General features: G+C 60.7%; 10 protein-coding genes and 2 riboswitches. Of the genes, 4 read left to right on the top strand and 6 right to left on the bottom strand.

What is annotated here, in order from left to right; all coding sequences use genetic code 11:
- Window positions 1-467: 467 nt before the first annotated feature.
- The gene (locus KSS91_RS12860) at window positions 468-1,553 is read left to right on the top strand and encodes an ABC transporter substrate-binding protein (protein ID WP_217838203.1); all 1,086 of its coding nucleotides are present in this window, start codon (window positions 468-470) and stop codon (window positions 1,551-1,553) included.
- Window positions 1,554-1,559: 6 nt separating this feature from the next.
- Here KSS91_RS12860 and KSS91_RS12865 read toward each other — a convergent pair whose 3' ends face one another.
- Both KSS91_RS12865 and metH read right to left on the bottom strand, forming a co-directional pair.
- Complete coding sequence (locus tag KSS91_RS12865; RefSeq protein WP_007980782.1) at window positions 1,560-1,778, bottom strand: DUF2970 domain-containing protein; 219 nt, start codon at window positions 1,776-1,778, stop codon at window positions 1,560-1,562.
- Window positions 1,779-1,971: 193 nt separating this feature from the next.
- Window positions 1,972-5,682, bottom strand: a complete 3,711-nt coding sequence (gene metH / locus KSS91_RS12870) for a methionine synthase (protein ID WP_217838204.1) — start codon at window positions 5,680-5,682, stop codon at window positions 1,972-1,974.
- A gap of 156 nt (window positions 5,683-5,838) precedes the next feature.
- Between metH and KSS91_RS12875 the strand changes: the two genes are divergently transcribed.
- Window positions 5,839-8,136: a fatty acid cis/trans isomerase gene (locus KSS91_RS12875; protein WP_217838205.1), complete on the top strand. Its 2,298-nt coding sequence runs from the start codon at window positions 5,839-5,841 to the stop codon at window positions 8,134-8,136.
- Window positions 8,137-8,355: 219 nt separating this feature from the next.
- Window positions 8,356-8,940, top strand: coding sequence for a Fe-S biogenesis protein NfuA (gene nfuA, locus KSS91_RS12880; RefSeq protein WP_007912592.1), 585 nt, complete (start codon window positions 8,356-8,358; stop codon window positions 8,938-8,940).
- A 141-nt stretch (window positions 8,941-9,081) separates the two neighbouring features.
- Here nfuA and cobM read toward each other — a convergent pair whose 3' ends face one another.
- From cobM to KSS91_RS12900, 4 genes are all read right to left on the bottom strand, one after another.
- On the bottom strand, window positions 9,082-9,828 hold the full coding sequence (gene cobM, locus KSS91_RS12885; RefSeq protein WP_217838206.1) for a precorrin-4 C(11)-methyltransferase: 747 nt from the start codon (window positions 9,826-9,828) through the stop codon (window positions 9,082-9,084).
- 84 nt (window positions 9,829-9,912) lie between these two features.
- Entirely contained in the window at window positions 9,913-10,326 is a 414-nt protein-coding gene (locus KSS91_RS12890) for a cobalamin biosynthesis protein (protein ID WP_015094887.1), read from the bottom strand.
- A complete protein-coding gene (locus tag KSS91_RS12895) occupies window positions 10,323-11,030 on the bottom strand; it encodes a CbtA family protein (RefSeq protein WP_007974649.1) in 708 nt (235 codons plus the stop codon). The genes KSS91_RS12890 and KSS91_RS12895 overlap by 4 nt, the downstream gene beginning before the upstream one ends.
- Before the next feature lie 11 nt (window positions 11,031-11,041).
- Window positions 11,042-11,233, bottom strand: a complete 192-nt coding sequence (locus KSS91_RS12900) for a CbtB domain-containing protein (RefSeq protein ID WP_217838207.1) — start codon at window positions 11,231-11,233, stop codon at window positions 11,042-11,044.
- A gap of 122 nt (window positions 11,234-11,355) precedes the next feature.
- Window positions 11,356-11,581: riboswitch (cobalamin riboswitch) on the bottom strand.
- Window positions 11,582-11,776: 195 nt separating this feature from the next.
- A riboswitch (cobalamin riboswitch) is annotated at window positions 11,777-11,989 on the top strand.
- Window positions 11,990-12,091: 102 nt separating this feature from the next.
- On the opposite strand from KSS91_RS12900, the gene cobW reads away from it, so the two are divergent.
- A complete protein-coding gene (gene cobW, locus KSS91_RS12905) occupies window positions 12,092-13,162 on the top strand; it encodes a cobalamin biosynthesis protein CobW (protein WP_217838208.1) in 1,071 nt (356 codons plus the stop codon).
- Window positions 13,163-13,164 lie beyond the last annotated feature (2 nt).

Raw genomic sequence — 13,164 nt, forward strand, 5'->3', positions numbered from 1 at the left:
CTGGCGTCCGATAAAACCTCGGCAATTCTGCGCGCACGGCCGCGCACTCCCTACGGAGCCGAGGCAAGATACCAGTTTGCAGTTATGCGTAAAAGTGATGTTTGAGCATATGTAAAGAACCAAATCGCCTAATGAGAATCGTTGTGGCAAAGACCCTGTTTGTGATGCGGGCAATCGTCGTCTTTACTCTGCTCGAGTCTTTATGCAATCACCGATAAAACCGACAAGAGGCGATGCAATGAGCAACCCAACCAAAGCACGGAAAAGCGATAGCACCGTAGATGCCTGGGCAATCTTGTTCCTGATCATGCTGGTCGTGGGGACGGCGGTTTTCTGGGTCAGCCACCAATAAACGACCCGTCCGGGCCCGGTTCCGACGATTGTCCGACAAAAACCGGAAAAATCGCCGTTTTACGGATGTTCGCTGGCTATAATGCGCGGCGAATTTCCGGGGGCTCGGACGACCAATGTTGAAGTTTCTGTATGGCGTATTGCTGACGCTGGGCATGGTCGTGGGACCTTGCGCCCAAGCGGCGTCAGTACTGTTCCTGAATCCGGGAACCCCAACGGAAGCTTTCTGGTCGAGTTACTCCCAGTTCATGCAGGCTGCGGCGACGGACCTGGGGATGGACTTGCGTATCCAGTATTCCGACCGCGTCTCCGAAAACACCATTGGCCAGGCTCGTGAAGCCCTTCAGGGCGACCATCGTCCCGACTACCTGATCTTCGTCAACGAGCAATACATCGCCCCCGAGATCCTGCGGCTGGCCAAAGGCAGCGGGGTGAAACTGTTCATGGTCAACAACGCCCTGACGGCGGATCAGATGAAGCTGATTGGCGCGCGGCCTGACAAGTATCCCGATTTGCTCGGCAGCCTGGTGCCCAATGACGAAGAGGGCGGCTACCTGATGCTCAAGGAATTGATCCGGCAGCACGGTCCGGTGGCCCTCGGCCAGACGATTGAGCTGCTGGCCTTTTCCGGTTTGAAGATCACCCCGTCTGCGCAGTATCGCGAAAAAGGCCTGCGGCGCGCCTTGGCCGAGCACCCAGAAGTGCGTTTGCGCCAGTTGGTGTACGGCGGCTGGACCCGGCAACGCGCCTACGAGCAGGCCAGGCTGTTGTTCAAGCGCTACCCGCAGACGTCGCTGGTCTGGGCCGCGAACGACGAGATGGCGCTAGGTGTGATGCAGGCGTATGTCGAGGCCGGCGGTGTGCCGGGCAAAGGCGTGCTGTTCGGCGCAATCAACAATTCACCCGCGGCCTTGCAGGCACTGCTGGACCGTCGCCTGAGTGTGTTGCTGGGCGGGCACTTCACTCTGGGTGGCTGGGCGCTGGTGCAATTGCATGACTACGATGAAGGCGTGGACATCAGCCAGTACGGCGGCCGTGACCGCCAGATTCCGTTGCTGCAGCTGATCGACCGGGCACAGGCCAGGCGACTGCTGGCGATGGAGGCCACCCAGGACTTCGGTGTGGATTTTCACAAACTCTCGGCCAAGGGGCGTCCCGCGTCCTGGCGTTACCCGTTCACCCTGCAAACCCTGATGCACTGAGCCGCGTCAAACCCCGGCCAGGAGTAGCACCAGCTTGACGATGCCGAACAACGTCAAGGCAAACACCACCGTGAACAGGATCCCCAGAATCACGAAATGACTGGGCTTGCCGTGCGTGAAATCACGGGCCCGGTTCTTCCCGCTCTGCACCCCGAACGCCGCCGCCATGACGCTGTGCAGCATTTGCCAGAAGCTCGGCGGCTTGTTGTCGGCCGGATCGTCCATAAAACCCTCGCCACGAATGTGTGTGAGGCAAGCATAGACAATACACAGCATGCACAAAACAAATGTGGGAGCGAGCTTGCTCGCGATGAGGCCGTAACAGTCGATATCCATGCGACTGTCAGTCCGCCATCGCGAGCAAGCTCGCTCCCACAGAGGTATGTGTTGGCCACAATATCGTGGCCAATAGAGCCGCTTAGTTGTCGTAACCCAGGTTCGGTGCCAGCCAGCGCTCGGTCACGCTCAACTCCTGGCCTTTGCGCGAGGTGTAGCTCTGCACCTGGTCCTTGTCAACTTTGCCCACGGCGAAGTATTGCGCCTGCGGGTGAGCGAAGTACCAGCCGCTGACCGCTGCCGCCGGGAACATGGCGTAGTGTTCGGTGAGGAACACGCCGCTGCGGCCTGCACGCATTTCTTCGGCCTCCGGATCGAGCAGGGCGAACAATTGGGCTTTTTCGGTGTGATCCGGGCAGGCCGGATAACCCGGTGCCGGACGGATACCGGTGTATTGCTCCTTGATCAGCGCTTCGTTATCCAGCACTTCATCCTTGGCGTAGCCCCAATAGTCTTTACGCACCTGCTGGTGCAGCCATTCGGCGCAGGCCTCGGCCAGGCGGTCGGCCAGGGCCTTGACCATGATCGAGTTGTAGTCGTCGCCAGCGTCCTGGTAGGCCTTGGCCACTTCTTCGGCGCCGATGCCGGCGGTGGTGATGAAACCACCCACGTAGTCGGTCACTTCACTGTCCTTGGGCGCGACGAAGTCGGCCAGGGAAAAGTTCGGCTTGCCGTCGGTCTTGATGATCTGCTGGCGCAGGTGATGCAGTTTGGCCATTGGCTTGCCGTCATCGCCATAGAGCTCGATGTCGTCGTCATGCACCTGGTTGGCCGGCCAGAAGCCGAACACTGCGCGAGCGCTGATCAGCTTTTCGTCGATCAATTTGCGCAGCATTTCCCTTGCATCGTTGTACAGCGAGGTGGCGGCTTCACCGACCACTTCGTCCTGGAGGATGCGCGGGAACTTGCCGGCCAGGTCCCAGGATATGAAGAACGGCGTCCAGTCGATGTACTCGGCCAGAACGTTGAGGTCGATGTTGTCCAGCACCCGCGTGCCGGTGAAAGTCGGTTTGACCGGCGTGTAGCTCGCCCAGTCGAACTGTGGTTTCTTGGCGATGGCCGCGCCATAGCTCAGGCGTTCGGTGCGGGCGCTGCGGTTGGCGGTGCGCTCGCGAACCTCGATGTAGTCCTGGCGGGTTTTCTCGACGAAACCGGCCTTGAGCTCCTTGGACAGCAACTGGGTCGCCACGCCCACGGCGCGGGAGGCGTCGGTGACGTAGATCACTGCGTCGTTGCTGTACTTGGGCTCGATCTTCACCGCCGTGTGCGCCTTGGAGGTGGTGGCGCCACCGATCATCAACGGCAGGTGGAAGTCCTGGCGCTGCATTTCGCGGGCAACATGGACCATCTCATCCAGCGACGGGGTGATCAGGCCGGACAGGCCGATGATGTCGCACTTCTGCTCCCTGGCTACCTGGAGGATTTTCTCCGCCGGGACCATCACGCCGAGGTCGACGATGTCATAGCCGTTGCAACCGAGCACCACGCCGACGATGTTCTTGCCGATGTCGTGCACGTCGCCTTTCACGGTCGCCATGAGGATCTTGCCCTTGGCTTCAGGCTTGTCACCTTTTTCCAGTTCGATGAACGGGATCAGGTGCGCCACGGCCTGCTTCATCACGCGAGCGGATTTCACCACCTGTGGCAGGAACATTTTGCCGGCGCCGAACAGGTCGCCGACGATGTTCATGCCGGCCATCAGCGGGCCTTCGATCACCTCGATCGGGCGAGCGAAGGACAGGCGCGATTCTTCGGTGTCTTCGACGATGTGGGTGGTAATGCCTTTGACCAGCGCATGTTCCAGGCGCTTGTTGACGTCCCAGTTGCGCCACTCTTCGGTCTCGGCTTCCTTGACGCTGCCGTCGCCCTTGTACTTGTCGGCGATGGCGAGGAGGGCGTCGGTGCCTTCCGGGGTGCGGTTGAGGATCACGTCTTCAACGGCGTCGCGCAGTTCCACCGGGATCTGGTCGTAGATCTCCAGTTGCCCGGCGTTGACGATACCCATGGTCAGCCCGGCGCGGATTGCGTAGAGCAGGAACACCGAGTGGATCGCCTCACGCACCGGGTTGTTGCCACGGAACGAGAACGATACGTTGGACACGCCACCGGAGGTCAGCGCATACGGCAGCTCGTCACGGATGTAGGCACAGGCGTTGATGAAATCGACGGCGTAATTGTTGTGCTCTTCGATACCGGTGGCCACGGCGAAGATGTTCGGGTCGAAGATGATGTCTTCCGGCGGGAAGTCCACTTCATTGACCAGAATATCGTAGGAGCGTTTGCAGATTTCCTTCTTGCGCGCTTCGGTGTCGGCCTGGCCGGCTTCGTCGAAGGCCATCACCACGACCGCGGCGCCGTAGCGCTTGCACAGTTTGGCGTGATGAATGAACTGCTCCACGCCTTCTTTCATGCTGATCGAGTTGACGATGCCCTTGCCCTGGATGCATTTGAGGCCGGCTTCGATCACTTCCCACTTCGAGGAGTCGATCATGATCGGTACGCGGGAGATGTCCGGTTCGCCGGCAATCAGATTGAGGAAGGTCACCATGGCCTTCTTCGAATCGAGCATCCCTTCGTCCATGTTGATGTCGATCACCTGGGCACCAGCCTCGACCTGCTGCAGGGCGACTTCCAGGGCTTCGGTGTAGTTGTCCTCGCGGATCAGCCGGGCGAACTTGGCGGAACCTGTGATGTTGGTGCGCTCGCCGACGTTGACGAACAGCGAGCTGCGATCGATGGTGAAGGGTTCCAGGCCCGAGAGGCGGCAAGCCTTGGGAATGTCCGGGATCTGGCGCGGCGCATAGCCGGCCACGGCCTTGGCGATGGCTTCGATGTGGCCCGGCGTGGTGCCGCAGCAGCCGCCGACAATGTTGAGGAAGCCGCTTTGAGCGAACTCTTCGATGACCTTGGCGGTTTGCGACGGCAGTTCGTCGTACTCGCCGAATTCGTTCGGCAGGCCGGCGTTCGGGTGCGCCGACACGTGGGTGCCTGCCTTGTTCGACAGCTCTTCGAGGTACGGGCGCAACTCGCTGGCGCCGAGGGCGCAGTTCAGGCCAACGGAAATCGGCTTGGCGTGGGCCACGGAGTTCCAGAAGGCTTCGGTGGTCTGGCCCGACAGGGTGCGGCCCGAAGCGTCGGTGATGGTGCCGGAAATCATGATCGGCAGTTCGACGCCCAGCTCTTCGAACACGCCCTGTACGGCGAAGATCGCGGCCTTGGCGTTGAGGGTGTCGAAGATGGTTTCGATCAGGATCAGGTCGGCGCCGCCCTCGATCAGGCCTTTGGTGGATTCGGTGTAGTTTTCCACCAGTTCATCGAAGGTCACGTTGCGGTAGCCGGGGTTGTTCACGTCCGGGGACAACGAGCAGGTGCGACTGGTAGGACCGAGCACGCCGGCGACGAAGCGCGGTTTGTCCGGGGTTTCCAGGGTCTTGGCGTCGGCGACCTTGCGTGCCAGGCGAGCGCCTTCTACGTTTAATTCATACGCCAGACCTTGCATGCCGTAGTCGGCCAGGGAGATCTGGGTGGCGTTGAAGGTATTGGTTTCCAGAATGTCGGCGCCAGCGTCGAGGTAGGCTTTTTCGATGCCGCCAATCACGTCCGGACGAGTCAGTACCAACAGGTCGTTGTTGCCTTTGACATCGCTCGGCCAGTCAGCGAAGCGTTTGCCACGGTAATCCTGCTCTTCGAGCTTGTAGCTCTGGATCATCGTGCCCATACCGCCATCGAGAATCAGGATGCGCTCTTTGAGGGCGTGCTTGAGAGCTTGAAGGCGAACGCTGCGATCGGACATTTGGACTACTCGGTAAGACCATGACGAAGGGCCGGGATGATAGCAAACCTGTGCGCTTTTAGAGCATGACTCGGTTTTGCATGAATATCGTTCATGTTGGCAGGCATGGCAGACCGGTAGAATCGCGGCGTTTTTTCAGGATCCGGGACCAGGGACATGTCTTATCGCTTCGTCATCAGCAGTGTGTTGATGCTTTTAAGCTGGGGCGCTGCGGCGCAAAGTCCGGCGAACTCCTCTGCCATTTCCTACAGTCGAGACATTCAACCGATCTTCACTGAAAAGTGCGTGGCCTGCCACGCTTGCAACGACGCCGCCTGTCAGCTCAACCTGGGCAGCGGCGAAGGCGCGGCACGCGGCGCGACGAAAGTCCCGGTTTACGACGGTGACCGTACTAAAGCGGTGGCGCCGACGCGGCTGTTTCTGGACGCCTCCGGCAAAGCCGCCTGGCAGCAAAAGGGCTTCTTTTCGGTGCTTGATGCCCAGGGCAGCCAGGCCTCATTGATGGCACGGATGCTGGAACTGGGCCACAACACCCCCTTGCAACCTAACGCCAGGCTGCCGCAAGACATCGTCCTGGGTCTGAACCGGGAGAACATGTGTTCCATGCCCGCGCAGTTCGATGGCTACGCCGCTTCGCACCCGAAAGAAGGCATGCCGCTGGCGGTGACCGGGCTGACCGACCAGCAGTACCAGACGCTGCAACGCTGGCTGGCCGCAGGCGCACCTATCGATCAGCAGGCCCTGGCCCCGAGTGCGCAAGAAGCGCTGCAAGTAATCCAGTGGGAAAACCTGCTCAATTCGCCGGGCGCCCGGCAAAGCCTGGTGGGGCGCTGGCTGTATGAGCACTGGTTCCTCGCCCATCTTTACTTCAAGGAGGGTGAGCCCGGGCATTTCTTCCAGTGGGTGCGTTCGCGCACGCCGACCGGCCAGCCGATTGACCTGATCAATACCCGGCGTCCCAACGATGATCCAGGCTCGGAGTTTTACTACCGCTTGTGGCCGGTGCAGGGCGTGATCGTGCACAAGACCCATATCTCCTATCCCCTGAGTGCGGCGAAGCTGGCGCGTGTCAAATCCCTGTTCTACAGCGGCAACTGGGAGGCCAATGCATTGCCGGGCTACGGGCCGAAGAGCCGGGCCAACCCCTTTACCACCTTCGAAGCGATTCCGGCCCAGGCGCGCTACCAGTTCATGCTCGATAACGCCGAGTACTTCGTGCGCACCTTTATCCGTGGGCCAGTCTGTCGTGGGCAGATCGCCACGGACGTGATTCGCGATAACTTCTGGGCGCTGTTCCAGGCACCTGAACACGACCTCTACATCACCGACCCGAACTATCGCGGGCAAGCCACGCCCCTGCTGGCGATGCCGGGGCAGAATGATGATGTCGGCAGCGTCCTGACCCTGTGGCATGACTACCGCGACAAACGCAACGAATACGAGGCCCTGCGCCGCGATAGTTACGCAGACTTGCCCGCGCCGAGTTGGTCGACCCTGTGGGCCGGCAACGACAACGCACTGCTGAGCATCTTTCGCCATTTCGACAGCGCCTCAGTGACCAAAGGCCTGATCGGCGAAGTGCCGCAGACGATGTGGCTGTTCGACTATCCGCTGCTGGAGCGCACCTACTACCAACTGGCAGTCAATTTCGATGTGTTCGGCAACGTGTCCCATCAGGCCCAGACGCGCTTGTATTTCGACCTGATCCGTAACGGAGCCGAGCAGAATTTCCTGCGTCTGATGCCCGCCGATTCGCGGGAGGGTTACCTCGACGACTGGTATCAGAACAGTGGAAAATTCAAGATGTGGCTGGACTACGAGTCCATCGACGATGACAAACCGACCGCGCTGAAGCTTGATCCGCAGGATCCCAAGCGCGATTTCGCCCGGCAATTGCTGACCCGATATGGCGACCTCAATGCCAGGCCCGACCCGATCAACCGCTGCGACGGCGCCTACTGCTCGCGGCCGAACATTGATCCGGATCTGCAAAATGCCGAGCAGGTGTTGAGCCGCCTGACCTCGCGTCCGGCGGCGGGGTTGAGAGTGATTGATCAACTGCCGGAAGCGACCATGCTGCGAATCGAAACCGGCAGCGGCAAGCGAGAGGTTTACAGCCTGCTGCGCAACCGGGCCCACAGCAACGTGGCGTTCCTGCTTGGCGAATCGCTGCGCTATCAGCCGGGGCTCGATACCCTTACGATTTTCCCGGGTGTGCTCAGCAGCTACCCGAACTTCATGTTCAACATTCCGGCCGGGCAAGTGCCGGCGTTTGTGGATGCGATGGAGAACGCCAAGGATAGCGACAGCTTTGAGAAAATCGTCGAACGTTGGGGAATACGCCGCAGTCATCCGCAATTCTGGCTGTATTTCCATGACCTGAGCCGCTACATCCAGGAGACCGATCCGGTGGAAGAGGGCGTGCTGGACATGAACCGCTTCGAGAACCTCTGAAACACCGCTGATCCCCTGTGGGGGGGGCTTGTGGCGAGGGGGCTTGCCCCCGTTGGACTGCGCAGCAGTCCCATTTTCTGGGGCCGCTTCGCGACCCAACGGGGGCAAGCCCCCTCGCCACACAAGCCCGCTCCCACAATTCTTTCCTGACAAAAATACTGGGACTTTGTCCGGCGCGCCGATTGGCGTAAACTGCGCCCAAGCCTGCGAGGAGTTTCCATGACCGCTATTACCATTACCGACGCCGCCCACGATTATCTGGCTGATCTGCTCTCCAAGCAGAACACCCCGGGCATCGGCATCCGCGTCTTCATCACCCAGCCTGGCACCCAGTACGCCGAAACCTGCATTGCCTACTGCAAGCCGGGCGAAGAAAAGCCCGAAGACACCGCGCTGGGGCTGAAAAGCTTCACCGCCTACATCGACCACTTCAGCGAAGCCTTCCTGGACGATGCCGTTGTCGACTACGCCACCGACCGCATGGGCGGCCAGCTGACCATCAAGGCGCCAAACGCCAAAGTACCGATGGTCAATGCCGACAGCCCGGTCAACGAGCGCATCAACTACTACCTGCAAACCGAGATCAACCCTGGGTTGGCCAGCCACGGCGGTCAGGTCAGCCTGATCGACGTGGTCGAAGACGGCATCGCCGTCCTGCAGTTTGGCGGTGGTTGCCAAGGCTGCGGCCAGGCCGACGTGACGCTCAAGGAAGGCATCGAGCGTACCCTGCTTGAGCGTATTCCCGAGCTCAAGGGCGTTCGCGACGTGACCGACCACACGCAGAAAGAAAACGCCTACTACTAAGGTGTTCGCTGCGAAATAAAAAAACGGCGCCCCGTGAGCGCCGTTTTTTATGAGTTAAATTCGCTGAAGCCTTCGCGAGCAGGCTCGCTCCCACAGTTGACCATATTCCAATGTGGGAGCGAGCCTGCTCGCGAAGGGGCCTTATGGGCGATAGAGATGCGCATGCCCCGCGCGATACAGCGACGATTCGCTGAAATGATCACTGCCCAGCACCCGTCCCACCAGTATCAAAGCCGTGCGCCGAAACCCTTTGGCGGCAACCTTCCCGGCAATGTCCTCAAGCGTTCCCGTCACCCAGTCCTGATCCGGCCAGCTCGCGCGGTGAACCACCGCAATCGGGCAATCGGCGCCGTAATGCGGCAGCAGTTCCTCAACGATCTTCGGCAGGTGATTGACCCCCAAATGAATCGCCATGGTCGCGCCGTGCTGCGCCAGGCTGGCGAATTCCTCTCCGGGTGGCATGGCGGTTTTGTCGGCGTAGCGAGTCAGGATCACGCTTTGTGAAACGTCCGGTAGCGTCAGTTCAGCACCCAGAAGCGCTGCGCAAGCGGCGGTGGCCGTCACGCCCGGGACGATTTCGAACGCAATGCCCAGCTCACGCAGATAGCGAATCTGTTCGCCAATGGCGCCATACAGGCTCGGATCGCCGGAGTGTACCCGGGCCACGTCCTGGCCTTTGGCGTGGGCGGCCTTGAACAGGTCGATGATCTGTTCGAGGTGCAGTTCGGCGCTGTTGACTACCTGCTCGGCACAATGACCTTCCAGTACCGCGGCTGGCACCAGCGAGCCGGCATAAATGATCACCGGGCAACTGCGAATCAGCCGCTGGCCCTTGACGGTAATCAGTTCGGGGTCGCCGGGACCTGCGCCAATGAAGTAGACGGTCATCGTCGGTTCCTGTAGGGAAAAAAGGGGCTGAACAGGGCTTCAGATGAAGAATGTTCATGATCGAGACGGGGATTATCGGGGATTTTATGCCGCGCCGGCCAATGCCAGGGTTGCCTGGGCATATTTCTGTCGGGGAATCAGCAGTTTTGCCGGGGCCTGTGCCAGTTGTTCGGCCAGGGCCAGTGCGGCGCTTTCCGCCACGCCGTAGCAACCGGTGCGTTCAAACGCTATTTGCGATTGATGGCTGAGTTGCGGCTCATAGGGGGCCAGTTGCTCGCTGCTGAAGTACATCAATTCCAGGCCAAGCTGCTGGGCCAGTTCGATCAGTGCAGGTTCGTCGCGCTTCGAATCGATGCTGGCCAGGGCCTTGATTTCATGGCGCGCAATCTGGTGCGCCTCCAGTGCCTGGTCGAGCAGCGCCAGCAAGGTGCTGACGGGGCAGCCCTTTTGACAGCCCAGGCCGACCACCAGGGTCGGCGCAGTGCTGACGTCAGTCATGCGTGGTATTGGCCATCGCTTTTGCGACGGAACAACCAGGCGCTGATCAGGCCCAGGGCCAGCCAGAACGCCACGTTGGTCAGTTGCGAAGCGATTTTGAATTGGGTTTCCAGTGCCTCCGGAGCGAGCATCGAATGCACTTGCGGTTGCGGTGCGCCAATCACATGGGGAACGGCAAGGATTGCCGCGCCGAGGACTTTCATCAGCCAGTGACGGCTGAATACGATCAGTGCGATACCGACGGCGGTAGAGGCGGCGGTACCGATCCACCACAGTTGCCGTTGTGCCAGATCGGCGGCGGCCGTGCCTGGCAGTTCAGGTGGCAGGCCGAGGGTCGGCGCGAGCACGAAGGTCGCATAGCCGGCCAGGCCCCAGAGCAGGCCCTGGGACGTTTTGGTCGGCGCACGCAAGGTGTACAGGCCGGCCAGCATCAGGGCGAAACCGACGGCCACCACCAGATTGCCGCCAGTGGTCGACAGCACGCGCTGCCAGCCGTCTTCCGGCTCCCAGGCTTCGGCGTCGTGGGTGTGGGCAGCCATCGCGCCATCGGCGTGTTCATGCATTTCAACGGCCGCCGGTTCAGCTTTTTCGTAGGTTTCGGCCTGCAGGATCAGGGGGGCGACCCAGAAACTTTGCAGCAGGGTCAGCAACAGGGCGGCGAGCAACCCGGTGAAACCTGCGGTTTGCGCAATACGCTTGATCATGTCAGCAGGTCTCAATGGCACGGGAACGCGGAGCTGTGACGGGTATCGTGGGCAGCATTGTGCACCGCTTCGATGTGCGAGAAACCGGCGAAATACACAAGGCTTGCGCCCAGGATCGACGCGCAGACGGCGGCGGTCAGACGTTGAGTCAGGGTAGAAGTGGTGCTGGCTGTAGTGTGGCCGGTGCTGCTGATGATCGACATGGCGTTTCCCTCTGGTCTGTCAGCGGGGAATCAAGAGCGCATGCAAAAACCTGCACGACCAGGCGCGCAGGGTTTCAAACAGCGCCCGCCCACCGCGGGTTTGTTGTTTCAGTGATCGTTATGGTCACTTTATGTTGCGGGCCGGTCTCCGGGCTCACGAGGGGCAAAGGCTTGGGCCTGATCCTGCAAGCATCACCTTCCCATGCCGTAGTGGCACAGTGGATCTGATGCTTCGCTCGCTTACCGTTGCGGGGGCAGCACCGGACTGACATGGCTTTAGAGTAAAGCACATGATTCACCGGTTTCCCGTTTCACCCTGTGAAGGGCACCCGTAACAAGATGCGTAGGAGAGCATGGGCGAGGGTTGGGCGTCAATTGGCAAGGGTTCTCAACTGGAAACCGAGTCGCTTTCTTCGCGAGCAAGCCCGCTCCCACACTTGACCCTTTTCCTCTGAAAGAACCCAATCAAATGTGGGAGCGGGCTTGCTCGCGAAGGGCACACCGCAGAAGTCACGTGAACATTGACCCGCCCCAATACCATGCGTAGCCTTGCGCTTTCGAGGTTCTTCGGCGTTTGTCGAAGCTAAGAAGGGAACGCGGTCAATGCCGCGGCTGCCCCCGCAACTGTGAACGGTGATGTTCGTTGCCACGCCACTGCAGGCCCAATCCATGAGGCCGGCGGGAAGGCGCAGCGAATGCCAGGCTCAAGGCCGGCACACCGTCAGCCAGGAGACCTGCCTCGACACAGATTCTCACTTTCAACCGGGCGGGGTGATCCGGTGGCGAACTCTTCAGGCACGCACATCTGCGTTGCCGGTCGTCGTCCCGTATGCCCGCCACCTAGCCATAGGGCATCCGATGAAAACACTGGCCAAACTTCCCGTCACCATCGTCACAGGCTTTCTTGGCTCGGGTAAAACCACGCTGCTGCGGCACATGCTCGACAACGCCCAGGGGCGCCGCATCGCTGTGATCGTCAACGAATTTGGCGAGCTGGGCATCGACGGCGAGATCCTCAAGCAGTGCTCCATCGGTTGCACCGAAGAAGAAGCCAACGGCCGTGTGTATGAACTGGCCAACGGCTGCCTGTGCTGCACCGTCCAGGAAGAATTTTTCCCGGTGATGCGTGAACTGGTGGCTCGTCGCGGCGATCTCGACCACATCCTCATCGAAACGTCGGGCCTGGCCCTGCCAAAACCGCTGGTCCAGGCTTTCCAGTGGCCGGAAATCCGCAGTGCCTGCACCGTTGACGCGGTGATCACCGTGGTCGACAGCCCGGCCGTGGCCGCCGGCACCTTCGCCGCCTTCCCGGACCAGGTCGATGCCCAGCGCAAACTCGACCCGAACCTGGACCACGAATCGCCATTGCACGAGCTGTTTGCCGACCAACTGGCCAGCGCCGACCTGGTGATTCTCAACAAATCCGACCTGATCAATCCGGCCGACCTGGCCCGCGTGCGTCTGGAAGTGGCCGAAGAATTGCCGCCAGCGGTGAAAATCATCGAAGCCAGCAGCGGTCGCCTGCCGCTGGACGTGCTGATTGGCCTGGGTGCCGGCTCCGAAGAACACATCGACAGCCGCCACAGTCACCACGACCATCATCACGATGGCGACGATGATCATGACGACCACGATCACGACGCCTTCGATTCGATCTCCATCGAACTGCCGCAAGCCGACGAAAGCCTGCTGATGGACGCGCTGACCCAGTTGGTGGTCCAGCACGGCATCCTGCGCATCAAAGGTTTCGCCGCCGTTGCGAACAAACCGATGCGCCTGCTGATCCAGGGCGTGGGCACGCGTTTCGACAAGCACTTCGACCGCCAGTGGGGCGCCGAAGAGGCGCGCATCACCCGTCTGGTGCTGATCGGCCAGGAACTGGACGCCGCCGTGCTCGAAGCGCAATTGCGCGCTGCGCTCAGCGTGTAACC

Source organism: Pseudomonas azerbaijanorientalis (genome assembly GCF_019139795.1).
GTDB lineage: Bacteria > Pseudomonadota > Gammaproteobacteria > Pseudomonadales > Pseudomonadaceae > Aquipseudomonas > Aquipseudomonas laurylsulfatiphila.

Bases quoted from the DNA above. Each gene is read 5' to 3' on its own strand.
- KSS91_RS12860 (WP_217838203.1), top strand. From the start codon at position 468: ATGTTGAAGTTTCTGTATGGCGTATTGCTGACGCTGGGCATGGTCGTG.
- KSS91_RS12865 (WP_007980782.1), bottom strand. From the start codon at position 1,778: ATGGACGATCCGGCCGACAACAAGCCGCCGAGCTTCTGGCAAATGCTG.
- metH (WP_217838204.1), bottom strand. From the start codon at position 5,682: ATGTCCGATCGCAGCGTTCGCCTTCAAGCTCTCAAGCACGCCCTCAAA.
- KSS91_RS12875 (WP_217838205.1), top strand. From the start codon at position 5,839: ATGTCTTATCGCTTCGTCATCAGCAGTGTGTTGATGCTTTTAAGCTGG.
- nfuA (WP_007912592.1), top strand. From the start codon at position 8,356: ATGACCGCTATTACCATTACCGACGCCGCCCACGATTATCTGGCTGAT.
- cobM (WP_217838206.1), bottom strand. From the start codon at position 9,828: ATGACCGTCTACTTCATTGGCGCAGGTCCCGGCGACCCCGAACTGATT.
- KSS91_RS12890 (WP_015094887.1), bottom strand. From the start codon at position 10,326: ATGACTGACGTCAGCACTGCGCCGACCCTGGTGGTCGGCCTGGGCTGT.
- KSS91_RS12895 (WP_007974649.1), bottom strand. From the start codon at position 11,030: ATGATCAAGCGTATTGCGCAAACCGCAGGTTTCACCGGGTTGCTCGCC.
- KSS91_RS12900 (WP_217838207.1), bottom strand. From the start codon at position 11,233: ATGTCGATCATCAGCAGCACCGGCCACACTACAGCCAGCACCACTTCT.
- cobW (WP_217838208.1), top strand. From the start codon at position 12,092: ATGAAAACACTGGCCAAACTTCCCGTCACCATCGTCACAGGCTTTCTT.